Raw genomic sequence first — 21538 nt, 5'->3', positions numbered from 1 at the left:
AAATGTAAATCTAATATTTAATTTTTTTGAAATTGGTTTTTATTACGAAAAAGGTCTAAAGGAATATTACGACCCATTCTTAAGATATAATAGGAAATAAATTGATCACCTAATAGGATGTTTTTATAATTTATTATTAAGAGTAAAATAAATTTAAAATGAACCTTCTCTATGATTATCTATTTAATTTGGTTGAAAGGAATTCAATGGATTTGATAATGAAATATGGACAAATTAGAATTGATAAGGAATTTGAGGATGAGGAAATAGGCAGTAAACCGTTAAAGTGATCATCTTTATAATTATAGAGCTCTTTGCCTACTTAAATTATTTACATAATCTCCAATTGAGACTCAAAGCTTAGGGTTTTTACATCATGTTTTTTGGATGACATGAGAATATAAGAATAGCTATTTACACAGTAGTGCGGGGAATTTCATTCTTAATAATATTTATTAAGAAGTACTTAATTATAAGTTTTTTAAACATCTTAAATAAGTGAAATAAAAAATTCCGCTGTATTGCTACAAGCGGAATCTTACAACTATAAGCTGTTGGGGTATATAATTTTAATTTTGAACCTTAAATATTATTGGTAATGCATATTGCACAATAACAGGATTGCCTCTTTGTTTTCCAGGTTTCATTTTAGGTAAAGCCTCTATTACCCGCTGTGCTTCTAGTGCTAATTTTGGGTGCGGGGCGCGAGTTTGTATGTCTATAATATCCCCATTGGTATCAATTTTAAACATCACATTTATTTTATTGATTCCCTTTAAACCAAGTTGACTTCCAAGATTTACGTTGAATTTGCTATTGATGAATTTGGTAATCTTCTCACTCATACAATCTTTGCGTTCGGTGTTATTAGTCAAATTTTCACAACCCGGAAAAATTGGTACATCTTCAATCAAAATGAACGGAACCGTATCGATCTCTTTATTCTTTTTTATTTCGATTATAGCATCAACTTCAGCTATGGGTTCGTTATCTGTTTCTGTAGATTTAATAGGATCTTCTATTATATCTTCATCATCGGGGATCAATTTAATTTCATCTGGAGCTATTGGTACTTTTGGTGGTGGAGGTGTAGGCAGGTTAGTAATTGGTATTTCCAATTCATCTACAGAGTTGTCTAGGGGCTGGGCATGCACTATTTCTGATTTCTCGTAAGATCGCCATTGCACCACGAAATAAGCCATTAAAAGGACCAGTATTAGACCAATTTGCAAGAAGAATACTGTCCGCTTGTTAAGATCTGCTTTTGTAGTTTTTTTTACTTCCATAATTTTGAAGGTTTAAAAATTAATAGAAAGGTTAACTCAGTTGCAGAAGATATTTATCAATTAACATGCCTATAACATGATTAATTGATAAAGTATTAATATTAATAGTGTCTTTATTGTTTGATAAACTATATTTATTTTATTAAATATGTAATTTTTAGTCATTTCTTATAATTATTTAGAAATGAATCAAGGATTTTAAATGGTAATATTAAATTTTGAATACCACGTTAAATATTTAAGAAAACTAATTTAATGGGTTGTTTATAAAATAGCCATGATTTAGCAATTTCTTTGTTAAGTTTAATGGAAGTCTATTCTAGATGAGATCTTATATAAATCTAATTCTCAGGTTTTATTGCTGAAATATTTCTGCTCATTCAAAGAACAATTTGAATGAGCAGAGTTTTAATTTAATGCGAATAAAGCCAAATATCTACTCTAAAAATTCGTAGTCATATTTTATAATAAGAGCTTTCCTAATAATGAACTTATAGACTCTAACTCATCATAGCTTGATATGATTATAAGTTTAAACTAATCCTCATAGTTTTTATTGATTGAAAACCTAACTAAATAAATAAAAATTATCATAAATTTATTTATTCACTAATTAAATTTCTTCAATATGTCAAACGATCATTCCAGTAATCCTGAAAATCATAAGGTTTGGGAAGTAAACGAATCTAGTAAATGCCCATTTATGGGTGGAGCCAAAAATTTCTCTGCTGGTAGCGGAACTTCCAATCGTGATTGGTGGCCAAATCAATTAAATCTAAAAATATTACGTCAGCATTCAAAAGAATCAAATCCTTTAGGAGAGGATTTTAATTATGCTGAAGAGTTTCAGAAATTGGATTTAAGTGCAGTTAAAAAAGATCTTTTTGATTTGATGACAGATTCACAGGAATGGTGGCCTGCAGATTATGGACACTATGGTCCATTTTTTATTCGGATGGCTTGGCATAGCGCAGGAACCTATCGTATTGGCGATGGTAGAGGAGGAGCTAGTTCTGGTTCCCAACGATTTGCGCCATTAAATAGCTGGCCAGATAATGCAAATCTGGATAAAGCACGTTTACTTCTTTGGCCTATAAAACAGAAATACGGAAACAAAATTTCTTGGTCTGATCTTTTGGTCTTAACGGGAAATTGTGCGCTAGAATCAATGGGTTTTGAAACATTTGGTTTTGGTGGAGGAAGAGAAGATGTTTGGGAACCAGAAGAAGATATTTATTGGGGTTCAGAAAGTGATTGGCTAGCCAATAAGGAACGTTATTCTGGAGATCATGAACTAGAAAATCCGCTAGCAGCTTCTCATATGGGACTTATTTATGTAAATCCTGAAGGACCCAATGGAAATCCCGACCCTATAGGCGCAGCACGAGATATTCGTGAAACTTTTGGACGTATGGCAATGAATGACGAAGAAACTGTTGCACTTATTGCTGGTGGACATACCTTCGGAAAAACGCATGGTGCCGCCGATCCTGAAGAATTTGTTGGAATGGAACCGGCAGGAGCAGGTATAGAAGAACAGGGATTAGGATGGAAGAATTCGTTTGGTACTGGTAATGCAGAAAGTACTATAACTAGCGGTATTGAGGGAGCTTGGACAGCTTCTCCAACAAAATGGAGCAATATGTTTTTTGATAATCTTTTTAAATACGATTGGGAGCTTACTAAAAGTCCAGCTGGAGCATACCAATGGAAACCAAAAAACAATGAAGGAGCTGGAACCATTCCAGATGCACATGATTCTTCTAAAAGTCATGCTCCTTTTATGTTAACTACAGATCTTGCTTTGCGTGAAGATCCTGCCTATTTGAAAATTTCGAAACGCTTTCATGAGAATCCTGAAGATTTTGCAGATGCTTTTTCTCGGGCTTGGTATAAATTGACACATCGTGATATGGGACCAGTTTCCCGTTATCTTGGACCGGAAGTGCCAAGTGAAGAACTGATTTGGCAAGATCCAGTTCCAATTGTAGATCATGAATTAGTAACCGATGAGGACGTAAAAGAATTAAAGAAGATCATTCTTAATACAGGTCTTTCTGTTTCTCAGTTAGTCTCTACCGCATGGGCTTCAGCTTCGACATATAGAGATTCAGATAAACGTGGAGGTGCTAATGGAGCGCGATTGCGTTTAGCTCCACAAAAATATTGGGAGGTTAATAATCCTTCTCAACTTTCAAAAGTATTGGATACGTTAGAAGAAATTCGCACTAATTTTATTAATGGGCAATCTGGAAACAAAAAGGTATCTATTTCAGATATGATTGTATTGGGTGGTAGTGCAGGTATTGAAAGAGCAGCTCAAAATGCAGGATATGAAATAAATGTTCCCTTTACCGCTGGAAGAACAGATGCTTCTCAAGAGCAAACTGATGTTGAAGCTTTTGCGCCTTTAGAGCCGAATACTGATGGTTTTAGAAATTATTTTAGAAATCAGGATCATATTTCTGCATCAGCAGAACAAATGTTGATAGATCGTTCACAGTTATTAAAACTTTCTGCTCCAGAACTAACTGTACTTATAGGTGGAATGAGAACCTTGAATACAAATTTCGATAATTCGGACCATGGTGTGTTTACCGATAGACCTGAAACGCTTACCAATGACTTTTTTGTAAATCTATTAGATATACGTACAAAATGGAAATCAATTTCAGAAGATGAAAATATTTTTGAAGGAACAGATCGTACTTCAGGAGAAAAGAAAGGGACAGCAACAAGATTTGATCTTATTTTCGGATCTAACTCAGAGTTACGTGCCATAGCGGAAGTCTATGGATTTAAAGATTCACAGGAAAAGTTCATTAAAGACTTTGTGAAGGCTTGGACAAAAGTTATGAATTTAGATCGTTTTGATTTAAAATAATACACACCTCAGCATTTTTGACTAAATAAAAGATCCCGTAAACTTAGTGTTTATGGGATTTTTCATTTGTTCCTATATAATTATTGAATTGTTGATTAATTTGCAGTATTAAATAGTATTGGAAATTCCAATAACGTTTAATCCTTGAAAAAAAGTTTAAAAGTTGTTCCGACATTCACTTCACTGCTCACCGATATTTTGCCACCAAGGCTTTCCATATGGCTTTGTACTAAATAAAGTCCTATTCCTTTACTATCTGAATTATTATGAAAACTTTGATGAAGTCCAAAGATTGAGCCTTTAACTTTTTCCATATCAAAGCCAATTCCATTATCAGAAAATAATAATTGGATTCCATTTTTCACCTTTACAGATCTTATTATAATTGATGGAGAAATGTTTGGAGCACAATACTTTATTGAATTAGAAATGAGGTTAAGCAATATACTTTGTAAGTAAAAGGAACTAAATTCTACCGCGGGTGCTTCAGAGAAATCTACATTAAAAGTGGTTTTTGATTTTTGGATCAAATTATTAATAGAATTTAGAACCATAAAAAAGGTGTCCTCTAAACTCAAACTTTCAACCTGAATATTTATTTTTTTCTCTTGACTTACAGCATCTACATACTTATCCAAAGTGTTTTTCATTTGAATTGTAGAAGTATTAAGTAATTCTATATACTCCAGAGTTTGCTCATCTTCGATTTTAGAAAGATCCAATAAGCTAAAAAGTGAAAGAAGATTGTTTACAGGAGCCCTTAGATCGTGCGAGGTAGTATACGTGAATTTTTTAAGATCGGCATTTAATTTTGCAAGGTCTATGAGGAGTAAATTCCGTTCCTCCTCCAGTTTTTTTACCTGCGTGATATTCTTTGCAATAGCGTAAATCAATTGACTTTTTGGTTCAGAAATCGAGGTCCAAGAAAGCCAGATAATATTTCCATCTTTAGTGAGATATCTGTTCTCAAAATTCAAAACTGGGTTTTTCCCACGTAGATTATCTCTAAACTGGGCGGTCTTAATTTTATCTTCAGAATAAATAAAATTACTAACAGGTTTACTAAGTAACTCTTCCATACTATATCCAAGAATATTTGAAAAAGCAGGATTTACCTTCTTCAAATTTCCTTTATGATCTGCAATACAAACAATATCTGGCGTTAACTGGAAAAACTGTTCCAAGTTAAAAGAAATTTCAGTGTCTGAATTTGGTATGATGGAGTTCCTATCACTTTGCATAAAAAACGAAAAATTATAATTTAATTTGACAACTGCAAGTTAGTTTATTAATTTCTTGTGTCCATAATCTGAAGCAATTAGTACTTAGCAAAATAAGTTTATATATTTAATTTAAGTTTATAGAAGAAATTTACCTAATGCTTTTTGATTTTAAGTAATTCAAATAATTATTGCACAGATAAAACTTATGCACTTCGCAAAAATTAAACTCCTTTCAACTCATAAAGAGTAAATTAAAGCTAAAATATTTTTTGTAAGTTTAATAACTGAGACAAAATTTAATGAAAATTATACATATTAGCGCCGAATGTTATCCAATTGCTAAAGTTGGGGGACTGGCAGATGTTGTAGGAGCTTTACCTAAATATCAAAATACTGCAAAAACTACAAGTCAAGTAGTGATGCCATTTTATAAAAATAAATATACTCAAGATCATAAATTTAAAATTTTATACGAGGGTCATTTAGAAATGGGTAATGACTCCTTGGATTTTAAGGTTTTAATTCCAGAAAATGATCACTTAGGATTTGAGCTTTTCTTGGTAGATATTCCTGAACTATTATATAAAGACTATGTGTATTCAGAAAATGACACCGATAGATTTTTAGCCTTTCAAATTGCTGCGTTAGACTGGATAATTCAAGATATGCAATTACCAGACATTATTCATTGTCATGATCATCATACTGGATTAATCCCTTTTATGATGTCCCATGTAGAACAATACAAGAAATTAAAAAACACTCCTTCTATATTTACAATTCATAATGCACAGTATCAAGGTTGGTTCTCCCATGATAAAGTAGATCTAATTCCAAGATTTCCTCTCTCTCATATAGGACTTTTAGATTGGGATAATTGTATAAATCCGCTTGCTACAGCAATAAAATGTGCGTGGCAGGTTACTACCGTTTCTCCAAGTTATATGGAAGAATTAAAACTTAAAGCAAATGGATTGGAAGACTTAATAAATTCTGAAAGTCAGAAATGTTGTGGGATCTTAAATGGAATTGATACAGAAGTGTGGGATCCTGAAAAAGATGGTATGATACCAGCTAAATATGGGATTTCTAACTGTGACCCTGGAAAGCAAGTTTCCAAGGATTGGCTGTGTGAAAAATTTGAATTGAATCCAAAGAAGCCATTATTCGTTTTTATTGGAAGACTTGTAGAAGAAAAGGGAGCCGATCTTTTTTATGATGTATTTGATATGGCTTTGAAAGATCTAGATATTTCCATACTTTTATTAGGTTCTGGAAATAAAACCTTTGAGAAAAGATTAAGCACACTCACTAAGAAGTATCCAAAAAAATATAATGCATATATCGGCTATGATGAGGAGCTCTCACATAAAATGTATGCAGGCGGGGATTTTCTATTGATGCCTTCTCGGGTGGAACCTTGCGGACTTAACCAAATGTATTCCCTTAGATATGGAACCATTCCTATTGTAAATGAAATAGGAGGTTTAAAAGATACAGTTTTGGATATCTCTGACGGTGGTTTTGGATTTTCGCATACGGATAATACGGTAGAAGGAATTTTTAATTCAATAAAACGAGCAAATCAATTTTATTCCAATATTACAAAGTTAAAAGAAACCAGAAAGGTGATCATGCAAATAGATCATTCCTGGGATGCATCTGCCAAGCAATATATTAATTTATACAAATCTTTAATTCAGTATTCATGATCAACGACAAGGTATTAGCGATTATTATGGGCGGTGGCCAAGGTTCCAGATTGTATCCATTAACAGCAACAAGATCTAAACCGGCAGTTCCTATAGCAGGAAAATATAGACTGGTAGATATTCCTATTTCCAACTGTATCAATTCAGATATAAAGAGGATGTTTGTGCTTACACAGTTTAATTCAGCATCTTTAAATACGCACATTAAGAACACCTATCATTTTAGTTTTTTTAGTGATGCCTTTGTAGATGTATTAGCTGCTGAACAGACTCTTCAAAATAATACATGGTTTCAGGGAACTGCAGATGCTGTAAGACAGAGTATGCATCATTTTTTAAATCATGATTTTGAATATGCACTCATATTATCTGGCGATCAATTGTACCAAATGGATTTTAATGATATGCTGAAGGCTCACATAGAAAGTGAGGCTAAAATATCCATTGCCACTTTACCGGTTTCTGTAAAGGATGCAACTTCGTTTGGAATCCTCAAAACTGATGATAGTAATGTGATCACCTCTTTTATTGAAAAACCAAAAACTGAATTATTAAAAGATTGGACTTCACCTGTAAGTGAGGAGATGGAAGCAGAGGGAAGAAATCATCTGGCATCAATGGGAATTTATATTTTTAATAAAGATCTATTGGTAGAACTTATGAATGATAACTCCACCGTGGATTTTGGAAAGGAAATTATTCCGCAGAATATAGATAAACATAAAACCCTAAGCTATCAATTTGAAGGTTATTGGACAGATATAGGAAATATTGAATCTTTTTTTGAAGCTAATCTTGGATTAACCGATGATATTCCAAAATTTGATCTTTATAATAGTTCTAAGCGAATATATACTCACGCACGATTATTACCTACTACGAAGATCTCTGGTACTGTTCTTACAAAAGCCGTAATTGGTGATGGATGCCTGATAACCGCTGCAAAAATAGAACGATCTGTTATTGGAATTCGTTCTCGAATAGGAAGTGGAACTGTTGTTAGCAATACCTATATGATGGGAAGTGACAGTTATCAAACCTTGGATGATATGTTACAAAGAGATAAAAAGATGCCGATGGGAATTGGTGAAAATTGTTCTATAAATAATGCTATTCTAGATAAGAATTGCTGTATTGGTAATAATGTAAAAATAAATGGTTGTGCACAGTTAGAAGAAAAGGAAACAGATACTTATTATATCAAAGAAGGAATAGTCGTAATAAAAAAAGGAGCTATTATTCCTGATGGATATGAGATTTAAAATTCTTTTTTTATGGAAAGTAATTTCGTCACCCTGAATTAATTTGAGGGTCTCAACTAATTGTTATAATTTATATTATGATGAGATTCTGAAACAAGTTCAGAATGACGCCATTTATCAGTTCATGACACTTTATGAAAAATCAATCTTTTAATTAGCAGCCTAAATTATGTCTCAAGTACGAGCTCACAGTTTATTTTCAGATTTTGATATCTCATTATTCAAAGCTGGTAAACATTTTAAACTTTATGAAAAGTTTGGTGCGCACTCCATGCAGTTACAAGAGGAAGAGGGGGTGTATTTTTCAGTTTGGGCTCCCTCTGCAAAATCTGTGGCCGTTATTGGCGATTTTAATTTTTGGGATGGAACCGAGCATTTGCTAAATGTGCGTTGGGATTCTTCTGGGATTTGGGAAGGATTTATTCCGCTAGCCAAAAAAGGAATGCGCTATAAATTCAAGATCACATCTACTCAAAATAATTTGGTAACAGAGAAAGTAGATCCTTATGCTCACTATTTTGAAAGATCTCCAAAGACTGCTTCTATAATCTGGGATATTAAAGATTATACTTGGAAAGACAAAAATTGGATGGGTTATAGAAAAGATAAAAATGACCTTGATAAACCTTATTCTGTATATGAAGTTCAGCTGGGATCCTGGAGAAAAAATGCTGAAGGGGAATTTTTAAGCTATCGAGAACTCGCAGTAGATCTAGTTAATTATGTGAAAGAAATGAATTTCACACATGTGGAATTGATGCCGATCATGGAGTATCCTTATGATCCTTCATGGGGTTATCAACTTATTGGATATTTCGCACCCACTTCACGCTTCGGTTCTCCTCAGGATTTTATGTTTTTAATAGATGCATTCCATCAAAATGATATTGGAGTGATCCTGGATTGGGTACCTGCACATTTTCCTTCAGACCAACACGGACTTGGATTATTTGATGGAACTCACCTTTATGAACATCCAGATACCAAAAAAGGATATCATCCAGATTGGAAAAGTTTAATCTTTAATTATGAACGAAATGAAGTCCGCTCTTTTTTAATTAGCAATGCTCTTTTCTGGCTGGACTATTATCATATAGATGGATTGCGCGTAGATGCTGTAGCCTCTATGATTTATTTGGATTATTCCAGAGAAGAAGGAGAGTGGGAACCAAATATTTATGGTGGAAATCAGAATTTGGAAGCCATTTCCTTTTTAAAGGATTTTAATACTGCGGTGTATGAGAATTTTCAAGGAGTACAAACCATTGCAGAAGAATCTACCGCCTTTCCTGGAGTAACTAAATCTGTAGCCCAAGGAGGTTTGGGTTTTGGAATGAAATGGATGATGGGCTGGATGCACGATTCATTGGCTTATTTTAGCAATGATCCTATTCATAGAAAATATCATCAGAATGAAATAACCTTTAGCCTGGCTTATGCATTTACAGAAAACTTTATGTTACCCCTTTCTCATGATGAGGTAGTTCATGGTAAAAAGTCGCTTTTAAGCAAACAACCGGGAGATGAATGGCAGCGATTTTCGAATTTGAGAACACTCTATGCATTTATGTTTATGCATCCAGGCGCAAAACTCTTATTTATGGGAGCCGAATTTGCCCAGTACGAGGAATGGAATTTTGAAAAAAGCCTTGATTGGAATTTATTGGAATTCTTACCTCATAAAGGAATGCTGAATTTTGTAAAAGATCTTAACTTATTTTTTAAAGAAACTCCTGCGCTCTATGAAAAAGCTTTTAGCGTTGAAGGATTTGAGTGGATCGCTTATGATGATACCGAAAACTCGGTAATTTCCTTTTTGAGAAAAGGGCATGATGCTAAAAATGATGTAATTGTCGTTTGTAATTTTACTCCCACTGTAAAAGAAAATTATAAAATAGGACTTAATAATACAGGACAGATCGAGGAAATCTTCAATAGTGATTTGCAGAGTTATGGAGGTAGTGGAATTGGCAATCTAGAAAGCATACTTATATCCCATGAATCTTGGAATCAACGGGAATTTTCAGCAAATATTATAATTCCGCCATTAGCGGTGATTGTTTTTCAGGTCAAATCTGAATAGTGCAAAATATTTAATATTAGTAGTTTTAATTGCAGATAATTTGAAAAACTGCCTTTATTATTATGGAATAGCAACTATCATATTTTGGTTTTTTTAGTACGTTTACAACTTATTTTCTAGCACCCTAACTATGATCACTAATACAGAATTAGAATTAAAAGGAAATCAGTTTCCAAACCAAATAGCTTCCTATAGTAAGAACATCGATGTTCTGAATTTTAGAACAGAAAATGATGTTACGCTACAAATAACCATCGTTCGGGATAGTGTAATTAGATTTAGATATTCTACAACTTCCAATTTCGATAAGGACTTTTCTTATGCGATTACTAAATATGCTAGCACCGGATACAATTTTTTAGAAATTGAGGAAACCGATGAGGAATATGTTATCACTACCCAAAAGCTTATTTGTCATGTAAATAAACAGGATCTAAAAGTAAATATCTATGATGCCAAGGATAAAACCTTAATAAGTCATGATGAACTAGGTTTTCACTGGGAAGAAAGTTATGAATTTGGTGGTAGCATCGTTAAAATGAGTAAGACCTCTCAAGACGGAGAAAGCTATTATGGGTTGGGAGATAAGCCCTCTCATTTAAATCTAAAAGGAAAACGTTTCGAAAACTGGGTAACAGATTCTTATGCCTATGGTAAAGAAACAGACCCAATTTATAAAGCTATTCCATTCTATACAGGTTTGCATCATGGAAAATCTTATGGGATATTTTTTGATAATACGTTTAGATCTTTTTTTGATTTTGCTCATGAACGCAAAAATGTTACAAGTTTTTGGGCACAGGGTGGGGAGATGAATTATTATTTTATCTATGGTCCCAAAATGACCGATGTGGTTGCTAACTATACAGATCTTACAGGAAAACCACATCAATTGCCTGCACTTTGGACACTTGGTTATCACCAATGTAAATGGAGTTATTATCCAGAATCTAAGGTGAAGGAGGTAACATCTAAATTTAGAGAATTACAAATTCCATGTGATGCCATCTATCTGGATATAGATTATATGGAAGGTTTTAGATGCTTTACCTGGAATAAAGAATATTTCCCAGATCCAAAAGGAATGGTGCAGGAGCTATTGGAAGATGGGTTTAAAACCATCGTGATCATAGATCCGGGAATAAAAATAGATAAAAATTATGAAGTTTTTAAAGAGGGATTAGAGAACGATTATTTCTGTAGACGTGCCGATGGACCTTATATGAAAGGAAAGGTATGGCCGGGAGAATGTTATTTCCCAGATTTCACAAATCCGAAAGTGAGAGATTGGTGGGCTGGTTTATTTAAAGAGCTTATCGAAGATATAGGAGTGAAAGGGGTTTGGAATGATATGAATGAACCTGCAGTAATGGAGGTTCCTAATAAAACTTTTCCAGATGATGTAAGACATGATTACGATGGAAATCCTTGTAGCCATAGAAAAGCACATAATGTATATGGAATGCAAATGGCTAGAGCCACTTATCAAGGCTTAAAAAAGTTTGGATATCCTAAGAGGCCATTTGTGATTACTCGTGCGGCATACGCTGGCACACAACGCTACACCTCTTCCTGGACTGGAGATAATGTGGCTACCTGGGAACATTTGTGGATCGCTAACGTGCAAGCACAGAGAATGGCACTTTCAGGATTTTCATTTATTGGAAGTGATATTGGCGGTTTTGCAGAACAACCCAATGGAGAGTTATATGCCCGATGGATACAATTAGGAGTTTTTCATCCTTTTTGTAGAACACATTCTTCTGGAGATCATGGCGAACAAGAGCCTTGGATGTTTGGAGAAGAGATCACTGCGGTAGTTAAGAAATTCATTGAATTTAGATATCAACTTCTCCCGTATTTATATACTTCTTTTTGGCATTATTTAAATGAAGGAACACCAATCTTAAAATCCTTGGTATTATACGATCAAGAAGATATTCAAACTCATTATAGAACAGATGAATTTATCTTTGGAGATCAGATACTTGTTTGCCCAATTATTGAACCCAATTCCAAAGGCAGAAGATTATATCTTCCAAAAGGTGGATGGTATAATTACTGGGATAATAAATTGAACTCTGGAGGTAGGGAGATCTGGGTAGAAGCAGATTTGGATAGTATGCCGCTATTTATAAAAGAAGGAGCGATTATTCCTAAATACCCGATCCAACAATATGTTGGAGAAAAGGATATAGATGAAGTTACTTTAGATGTTTACTTTAAAAAAGGGAAAGAAAATTCTTTTCTCTTCGATGATGCACATGATGGTTATGATTATACCAAAGGAAGATTTAGTTTAAGAACATTTAAACTCACTGGAAAAGCGAATGAATTGATCATTCAGCAACATAAGGCAGGATCTTTTATAACTAGTTATAAAACCTTCAAATTAAAATTAATTGGATTGCCGTTCAAGATCTCTAAAATTCAGATAGATAATGTAGAAATTGATTTTGAGGCTGTAAAAGTGAATGGAGACAATACCTTGATCATAGACAAAGATTTTACAGAGCTACATATTATGGAATGATTCTAGGTTAATTTACTGAGTTTTAAAAACAATAAATTCCCACATTGGTATAAAACCATATGGGAATTTATTATTTTAAACTATTCTTAACTTAACTTAGTAAGGTTGTAAACCTGAAAAGATAAATCTTCACATTAAGATTTAGAGGATAAATTATCTCTAGGTTCTGTGTGTTCTCTTTTATCTTTTACTTGATGATTAATCTTCGCTCCTTGCGTTGCCTCGTGATTGATGGATTGTTCCTTTTTACTAGTTTTCTCTGGGTTTGGATTATCTTTGCTCATAATTATTTTATTTAATTAGGTTAATATATATCTGATTAGAATATTGAGATTAATTTTAAATATGAACCAATTTAAGATTGAATTACACTAATTGAATTCAACTTGTAAATATATAGTCCATACAAATTAACCAAAATTTTATTTGCCTTCTTCCTTTTTGTTATTATCATCTTTTTTCTTGTCACCGCCGTCTTTTTTCTCGTTTTTAGCAATTCCTTCTGCATGAGGGATTGGATGCTTTCCTACTTTGTCGTCATAATTTGGTGTTTTCATCTTTAATATTTTTAAATTAATAAGATATTTGGAGAATTTATTTCTTCTTCTTAAAGTTACTTTTTAGAACTATTATTTTTAGATGTACTAACATTTTTTAACAGTATTCTGTTAAAGGAAAGTTTATAAACTGATTAAAATATTTAATTCTAAACCGAAATTTTCACTTTTAATTCTAGAGCTTTTCAAGTTGTTATCTGGCTTGCTTTAGGTTTTGACCTAACTTTATTAGGTCATAAGTGAAATTATCGATATTCTTTTTAGAATACTATTATTGACAATATTTGTAGAGAAATTTGCCTGGGTTATGCAGCTAAATCATTATTTGATAGGTATAGTTATGGATCCTTTATTATTTTATAATAGAGAATCTTTGGATATTATTTTTGGCTAGTAGAGGAATATTTTTATATTTGGTAAACCAAATTGGTAAACCAGATTATCTTATGAAATATTTCCTTCTCCTTTTTACGCTTTTATCTTCCAGCCTAAACTTTTCACAAGAAGTCTCCAAGAAAGAAATTCTAGTTCAAAATATCACAGAATTTAACACTGCGGTATCTAAAGCTACGCCAGGAGATAATATCATAATGGCTAGAGGTGTTTGGAAAGACGTGGAATTAATTTTCAAGGGAAAGGGAACAAAAGACCAACCTATTACTTTAAGTGTTGAAGAAAAGGGAAAAGTAACTATTGAAGGAAAATCTTCCCTTAAACTAGCTGGCGAATATCTAATAGTGGACGGTTTATATTTCAAAAACGGTTACACTCCGTCTAATTCTGTGATTCAATTTAAAGTAGATAATGACAATATTGCTAACCATTCCCGGGTTACTAATTGTGTAATTGAAAACTTTACTCAACCAAGTCGTGATGTTCAGGATCACTGGATAGAATTTTGGGGAAGAAATAATCAGCTAGACCATTGCTATATAGCAGGAAAATCTAATTCCGGACCTACTTTAAGAGTTTTTCTAAAAGGAAATGAAAATATTAATACTCATCACCAAATCATTAATAATTATTTTGGTCCTAGACCTAGAAAAGGAGGTCCTCACGGGGAGACTCTTCAAATAGGTTCTAGTGAAACCTCAATGACCCCTGCATATGTGAATGTTGCCGAGAATTTATTTTATAGATGTAATGGGGAAGTAGAGATTATTTCAAGCAAATCCAATTTTAATCAATTTAGTCACAATGTCTTTTTCGAGTCGGAAGGTTCCTTGGTTCTGAGACATGGTAATTATGCAACGATCGATGGAAATGTTTTTATTGGCAATGATAATTCAGAATTTATAGGTGGAATTCGGGTAATAAATACTGGGCACTGGATCACCAATAACTATTTTTATAAATTAAAAGGTTCAGAATTTAGAAGCCCATTAGCGGTTATGAATGGAATCCCTAAATCTCCTTTGAACAGATACAACCAAGTGACCGATGTGGTGGCTGCATTCAATACCTATGTTAATTGCATCTCTCCTTGGCATTTTAGTGTAGGATCTAATGTAGATAAAAGTGAAGTGTTGCCTGCTACTGAAATTCGATCTGCGCGACCTGAGCGTATTCTTCTGGCCAATAACTTAATTTATAATGATGAGGAACAGAATTTTCCAATTGTAGCTTACGATATCGTAGATGGAGTAAGTTTTAAAAACAATATTTCAAATAGTATCAATAAAAGTGAAGTTCAGGATAAAGGCATTATTACAAAGGATTTTAAAATTAAAAAGATCAACGAGTATTTATTTGTCCCGGTTGAAAACCATACAGATGTTTATGCAGGTTTTGATTTTGAAAAGATCGAGGAAGATATTTTTGGAAAAGACCGAAGCGAAGTTAAAAGTATTGGTGCTGTAAGCCTTCCTGTAGAAAAAGATCAAAGTTTGTTCGAAATATCTGAATATGGGCCAGATTGGTATACTGCGGTGAAGGAAAATAAAAAGTCTAAGATTTTTAATGTTTCAACTACAGACGAATTGCTGGAAGTGCTCCAAAAAACAGTTTCCGAAGATATTATTGAATTAAAATCTGGTACTTATAAGCTGGACGTTTCTATTCCAATTAATAAAAAAATTAGCATTAGGTCAGAAAAAGGAAAGAAGAAAGCTATTCTTCAATTCTCAGAAAATGATTCTTCCCCAGCATTCGAAATGAATCCGGAAGGGATTCTTAAGATGGAAAATATCGTATTAAAGGGAACTAAGAATCGGGATGCTTTTGGAACCTTAAAAGAAAATATGTCCAGCGCTTATAATTTGTGGATTGATAATTCAGAAATTAGCGGATTTAAAAATCTTCTCAAAGTTTCTCAACGCTCTTTTGCCGATACAATTTCTATATCAAATTCAACAATTAAAGATCTTCAAAGCGGTATTAATTTGGCTGAAGAAACCGATGATAAGGGAGAGTACAATGCAGAATTTGTTTACATCACCAATTCCAATTTCAGCAATATTAAGGAGGAGGTTTTAAATTATTATAGAGGCGGTTATGATGAATCTACTATTGGAGGTAATCTAATCTTAACAGGAAACACCTTCAAAAACTCTGGGACTTCAGAAAACACACAGGTCCTATTAAAGACTCGAGGGATAGTGAATGTCACGTTTTCTGATAATAGTTTTATAGACAATTCGGTAAAATACATTGCCATCCTTTGGGGAGAAAAAGGTCAGAAGCCTGAGAATAATAGCATCAAAAATTCTGGTGAGATCAAAATAGAAGAGAATCTGAAGCAAAAATTAATGTACTAAAATTCAAAAAATGTCAGTTATTAAAATTTTTCTTCCTTTTTGCTTTTTGGCGATGACTACAGGTATTCATGCACAAGATTTCCCTTCAGAAAGAGTTATTCCCAATAACGAACTCGTTACATATCTTAAGCCTGAGGTAAAAAATGCATTAGCAGATGAAAATGGCGTTATTTCTAATGCAACTCTGGCAACTTACTTTCGCGAAAAATTTTCAGAAAGATATTTTTACGATTGGAAAAATTTTGATGAGAGATTTAAAACTCACAATAATCTTTATCCTTCATCTGAAGGTCATCATAATGAAAGAGCCTTAGATCACCTTTCTAAATATCCTGGTGACGCTAAATGGAAATTGCCTTTTAATTATTTAACTGGCGAAGCTGTAGATGCCTATGCGCTTAGACATTTAGCACGGCAACATAAAATGGTTGATATAGCATTTTATTATAATTATAAGCAAAAGGATACAACCTACTTAAATTATTTCACATCCCAATTACAATCGTTAAACCAAGCTTTAGATGCTAATAAATTTGAAACTATTGACGATGGAAACGGGGTATATGAAGTGTTTCGTTCTGGATATAGAATATTAAACTGGCTTCAAATTCATAATATGTTTTTAGGAGAAAAGCAATATTCAGATGAAGACCAATTAAGAACAATTGCCACTTTGCTTCAACATGGAGCGAATTTATTTGAAAATAACCAAGAATTTAGTTCTGGGAATCATCAAACTCGTGGAATGTCTGCACTTGCAATGTTAAGTATTCTTTTAAGAGATTTTGAGGGAACCGATAAATGGTATGAACGTTCGATGGATTTGTTGGAGCAACATTTATCTGCGGAAATTAATAAAGACGGTTTTCAGTTTGAAAGGACGGTGCATTACCACATGAGTGATATTAAAAATTATTTTTATGTATATCAGTTAGCAAAAAACAGTGGTATTAATGTAGGACCTGTATGGGAAGAAAAGTTGAAATCTTTATTTATCACGCTAGAGAAAATTGCTTTCCCTGACGGATCTGCCCCTGTGTTTTCAGATGATACCGATAAACCTTGGGCAGAAAGAAATGACATTTCTGGTGCGATGACCTTGGGATACTTGCTTTTTAACGATCCGGGAATGGGATTTTTCGCGTCTAATAAAGTCGAATCTGACACGTATTGGTATTTAAGCGGGAATCAGTTAGGGATGTTAGAGAATATTAAAACAAAACAGCCAGATTTTAAATCTCTAGCTTTTACAGAAACCGGGTATTATATAATGCGTAATGGCTGGGAGGCAAAGGATAAAATGTTGGTTATTTCTGCTGGTTTGGACGATAAAAAGCCAGACCATCAACATGGGGATATTTTGGGAATTCAGGCAATGGCCAATGGCAAAGTGATTTTACCCAATTACCAAGTGCGCTATTCACTAGATGATCTTGAACTTTTTAAAAATTCTTTAGTTAAGAATGTAGCCCTAGTAGATGACGAACTTCAGGGAAAGGATTATAAATCTAATAAAGGAGGTAGCGGCTTTGGCAAATTTGGAGAGTTACCACAGCCAAATACGATTGTATTTAAGTCGAATCCTGATCTCGATCTATATATAGGAAGTCACAACGGCTTTGAAAATATTGAAGTAGAATATTCCAGACAAGTAATTTTTGTAAAAGATGATTTTTGGATTATAAAGGATAATTTTAATGCTGAAAAAGATCACATTTACAAACAAATCTGGCAAGGACATTATACAGCAGAACATGCTCCAAATTTATTGAGATCTACTTTTGATGATGGCTCCGGGCTAGATATTCTCCAGTTGGAATCTGCAGATACTGTAGTAAGCTCAGGACAACGGGGAAAGCAATGGTCCATAGTCTCTTCCAAGCCTGAGGCCAACTTCAACTTTATCACTATTCTATATCCATTTGAAGTATTTGATGCAAGAATAAATGAAGATGAAAAAACTCCCGATTTAAAAGGATGGCAACTAAATTTAGAGACACAGTGGGAGTTGAAAGGGGAAGATCTAAAATCATTGATAAAAGATAATATGGGATTTTTATTTTCTGTATCTAGTTTGAAAATAGAGAACATTCAAATTGATATTTCTGCATCCTCAGATATTTATCTTAAGAAAACGGATAGTAAGATCTTAGTTCAGTCACTTTCAGTTAAGCCTTTTAAAATAAGCTTCAGTTCTATAACCAAATCAAAAAAGGTCAATAAGAAAGAAGTAGAACTTCAACCGGGAGAAAAATTTGAGATTGACCTCCTGAAATTATAATTCATTTTAAGATTCCTTTAACTATCATTTGCTCCATATAAAATTTTTATTATATTTGGTAAACCAAACTGGTAAACCAATTATCAATTTACTATATCGATATAGTCATCGAATACAATAATTAGTTCATTTTTTTGAATATACATTAAACCTAAAGCCTGTATGAAAAGTCCTTTTCAAAGTCACTCTTTAAGAATTTTCTTATTTCTTTTCATCTTCAGTCAATTTTCGAAGGCACAAGATCAGGTGTCATCAAAATCTTCAGGATTGATATTAACAGAAAAAGGACTTAAGAAAATTAAAGATAACCTTGGACAAGTCCCGTTATTCGATAAGAGTTTACAGGAGATTAAGGATGAGGTTGATGAAGAAATAAGTAATGGTATCGAGGTGCCTATTCCTAAAGATCTTGCAGGTGGGTATACACACGAACGACATAAGAAAAATTATAGTACAGCGCAGAAAGCCGGAGTGCTGTTTAATATTCTCGGAGATGAAAAATATGCTAATTATATTAAAAAAATGCTTTTGGAATATGCAGTGATGTATCCAAAATTACCACTACATCCTGAAGAGCGTTCTTATGCAAGAGGAAAAATATTTTGGCAGTCATTAAATGATTCAAATTGGTTGGTTTCTATGAGCCAGGCTTATAGCAGTATCTACAACTGGATAAGTAAAGAGGAAAGAGCAACTTTAGAAAACAATTTATTCAGGCCTTTTGCCGATTTTCTTTCAGTAGAAAGCCCTCAATTTTTTAATAGAATTCATAATCACAGTACTTGGGGAAATGCCGCTGTAGGTATGATAGGTTTAGTAATGAACGATGAAGAGTTGGTAGACCGTGCGCTTTATGGCCTTAAAGAAGACAATATAGATGAGGCTGCAAGAGATAATGATGGTGGATTAATCAAGCAAAAAGGACAAAAAGCTGGGTTTTTGGCTAATATGGAAGAAGCTTTTTCTCCTTCAGGTTACTATACAGAAGGCCCATACTATCAGAGATATGCATTGTATCCTTTTATGTTGTTTGCGAAAGCTTTACAGAATAAAAAGCCCGAATTAAAGATTTTTGAATATAAGGATGGCATCTTGGTAAAATCGGTTTTCGCGTTAATAAATTTAACTGATGCTGATGGGGAATTCTTTCCACTTAATGATGCTCAAAAGGGAATGTCTTATTTCAATAAGTCTGTGATCATGTCTGTAGATGCAGCATATTTTTATGGAGAACATAATCCAATGCTGCTTTCCATTGCAAAAAAGCAAGGAGAGGTTACTTTAGATGATGCCGGACTCGCTGTAGCACTTGGGTTAAAAAATAATGAAGAGCAAGAATTTCTTAAAGAGTCTATTATTCTTACGGATGGGCCAAAAGGGAATAAAGGAGGTGTAGCTATTTTACATAGTAAGGAGGATAAAAGTATGTATTCGTTAGTAATGAAATATACTTCTCAAGGAGATAGTCATGGACATTACGATAAACTTTCTTATTCATTTTATAATGAAGGAGAAGAGGTAATCCAAGATTATGGTTTTGCGAGGTTCGTTAATATTGAACAAAAAAATGGTGGAGGATATTTGAAAGAAAACAGCAGTTGGGCAAAACAAAGTATAGCGCATAATACAATTGTTCAAAATGAAACTTCTCATTTTAATGGGGATTTTGATACGGGTACCAAGTTTCATTCTGAACAATACTTTTCAGATTTTTCCAAACAGGAAATTCAAATTATAAGCGCAAAGGAAAATAATGCCTATCCAGATACTCAGATGCATAGAACTATGGCATTAATAAATAGTGACATTTTTCAAAAACCTGTGATGATCGATATTTTTAGAGTGAACGGAGAAAAAGAGAATCAATATGACTTACCATTTTATTATTTCGGTCAAATTATAGAAACAAATTTTGAATATAATTCACCAGAAAAACTTGAAAAGCTAGGCGTAGAAAATGGTTATCAGCATTTATGGAAAGAAGCAGCAGGGACCTCCACTGCTAATAATTCCAAATTCACTTGGTCTAATAATAACAAGTTTTATACGCTAACAAATGTGACTAAAGAGGGAGATAGTTTAATTATGGGAAGGCTTGGAGCTTCAGATCCTCAATTCAATCTAAGGAGGGACCCAGTTTATATTTGGAGAAAAAATAATATTAGAGATGCAGTTTTTGTTTCGGTATTAGAACCACATGGGAGTTATAATCCAATAACCGAATTAGGGAACAATTCCTTCAGCCAAATCCAAGAGGCTAAAATTCTTGTGGATAATGATGAGTATACTGCTGTTGAACTTGTTGGTTTTAATAAAGCTAAGCTAATTCTTGTAATAGCTAATAAAAATGGAGAAGGCCAGCATAGTTTAAGGCTAAATAATAATGAGATTTCCTGGAAGGGATATTATACAATAATTGAAAACTAAATATTATGAAAGATATAGGCACAAGTAAAGAATTTTTAAAGTCTGAAGAAGTTAAGTGGGAAACTGTTGGAGAAGGTGTTCAAAGACAAATCCTTGGATACGATGATAAAATTTTACTGGCAAAAGTGAAATTTGAAGTGGGTAGTATAGGTCCAATGCATGAGCACCATCATTCTCAGGTAACCTATGTGGTTAGTGGGGAATTTGAATTAACCATTGGAGATGAAACTAAAACATTAAAAGGGGGAGACTCTTTTTATATTCCTCCTCATAAACTGCATGGAGCGATTTGTAAAGAAAAAGGAATTTTAATAGATGTTTTTAGTCCAATTAGAGAAGATTTCTTTTAAAGTACATTATTGTGAAAGTTTAACTAAAAAATGGTAAAATTTACCTCAATATATTTTTCAGTTAACAATTAATTAATATATATTTGGTAAACCAGATTGGAAAACCAAATTGGTTTACCAAAAAAGTTCTTATAAATTTTTAATTCAAGAAAAGAAAAAAGGATAGGTGCACGCCTATCCTTTT

At 33.3% G+C, this 21538-nt stretch carries 13 protein-coding genes; 9 read left to right on the top strand and 4 right to left on the bottom strand.

Annotated elements, in window-relative coordinates; all coding sequences use genetic code 11:
- Positions 1-569: 569 nt before the first annotated feature.
- The gene (locus tag I130_RS11725; protein ID WP_034923261.1) at positions 570-1286 is read right to left on the bottom strand and encodes an energy transducer TonB; all 717 of its coding nucleotides are present in this window, start codon (positions 1284-1286) and stop codon (positions 570-572) included.
- A gap of 628 nt (positions 1287-1914) precedes the next feature.
- On the opposite strand from I130_RS11725, the gene katG reads away from it, so the two are divergent.
- Positions 1915-4170, top strand: a complete 2256-nt coding sequence (gene katG, locus I130_RS11720) for a catalase/peroxidase HPI (protein WP_034923259.1) — start codon at positions 1915-1917, stop codon at positions 4168-4170.
- Positions 4171-4307: 137 nt separating this feature from the next.
- On the opposite strand, the gene I130_RS11715 is transcribed toward katG, so the two are convergent.
- Entirely contained in the window at positions 4308-5354 is a 1047-nt protein-coding gene (locus I130_RS11715; RefSeq protein WP_232224059.1) for a PAS domain-containing sensor histidine kinase, read from the bottom strand.
- 338 nt (positions 5355-5692) lie between these two features.
- On the opposite strand from I130_RS11715, the gene I130_RS11710 reads away from it, so the two are divergent.
- The 4 genes from I130_RS11710 to I130_RS11695 all read left to right on the top strand — a co-directional run bounded on the left by I130_RS11710 (position 5693) and on the right by I130_RS11695 (position 12983).
- Positions 5693-7105, top strand: coding sequence for a glycogen synthase (locus I130_RS11710; protein WP_034923257.1), 1413 nt, complete (start codon positions 5693-5695; stop codon positions 7103-7105).
- Positions 7102-8367, top strand: a complete 1266-nt coding sequence (locus I130_RS11705; protein ID WP_034923255.1) for a glucose-1-phosphate adenylyltransferase — start codon at positions 7102-7104, stop codon at positions 8365-8367. The genes I130_RS11710 and I130_RS11705 overlap by 4 nt, the downstream gene beginning before the upstream one ends.
- Before the next feature lie 169 nt (positions 8368-8536).
- Positions 8537-10450, top strand: coding sequence for a 1,4-alpha-glucan branching protein GlgB (gene glgB, locus I130_RS11700; protein ID WP_034923253.1), 1914 nt, complete (start codon positions 8537-8539; stop codon positions 10448-10450).
- A 130-nt stretch (positions 10451-10580) separates the two neighbouring features.
- A complete protein-coding gene (locus I130_RS11695; protein ID WP_034923251.1) occupies positions 10581-12983 on the top strand; it encodes a glycoside hydrolase family 31 protein in 2403 nt (800 codons plus the stop codon).
- Between the two features lie 134 nt (positions 12984-13117).
- Here the strand turns inward: I130_RS11695 and I130_RS16710 are convergent, their stop codons facing one another.
- Both I130_RS16710 and I130_RS16905 read right to left on the bottom strand, forming a co-directional pair.
- A complete protein-coding gene (locus I130_RS16710) occupies positions 13118-13267 on the bottom strand; it encodes a hypothetical protein (protein WP_198012052.1) in 150 nt (49 codons plus the stop codon).
- A 138-nt stretch (positions 13268-13405) separates the two neighbouring features.
- Positions 13406-13540 carry a hypothetical protein gene (locus tag I130_RS16905; protein ID WP_262489275.1) on the bottom strand — a complete coding sequence of 45 codons (135 nt, stop codon included), beginning with the start codon at positions 13538-13540 and terminating at the stop codon, positions 13406-13408.
- A gap of 446 nt (positions 13541-13986) precedes the next feature.
- On the opposite strand from I130_RS16905, the gene I130_RS11690 reads away from it, so the two are divergent.
- The 4 genes from I130_RS11690 (at position 13987) to I130_RS11675 (ending at position 21354) form a co-directional block, all read left to right on the top strand.
- Positions 13987-16296, top strand: coding sequence for a chondroitinase-B domain-containing protein (locus tag I130_RS11690; protein ID WP_034923296.1), 2310 nt, complete (start codon positions 13987-13989; stop codon positions 16294-16296).
- Positions 16297-16306: 10 nt separating this feature from the next.
- Positions 16307-18577 carry a heparinase II/III family protein gene (locus I130_RS11685; protein ID WP_051119701.1) on the top strand — a complete coding sequence of 757 codons (2271 nt, stop codon included), beginning with the start codon at positions 16307-16309 and terminating at the stop codon, positions 18575-18577.
- A 162-nt stretch (positions 18578-18739) separates the two neighbouring features.
- Positions 18740-21004, top strand: coding sequence for a heparinase II/III family protein (locus tag I130_RS11680; protein ID WP_051119700.1), 2265 nt, complete (start codon positions 18740-18742; stop codon positions 21002-21004).
- Between the two features lie 5 nt (positions 21005-21009).
- Positions 21010-21354: a cupin domain-containing protein gene (locus tag I130_RS11675; RefSeq protein ID WP_034923247.1), complete on the top strand. Its 345-nt coding sequence runs from the start codon at positions 21010-21012 to the stop codon at positions 21352-21354.
- Positions 21355-21538 lie beyond the last annotated feature (184 nt).

The sequence above is a fragment of the Gillisia sp. CAL575 genome (assembly GCF_000403785.1).
In the GTDB taxonomy this organism is placed as follows: Bacteria; Bacteroidota; Bacteroidia; order Flavobacteriales; family Flavobacteriaceae; genus Gillisia.
This window is presented reverse-complemented; position numbering and strand designations above follow the sequence as displayed.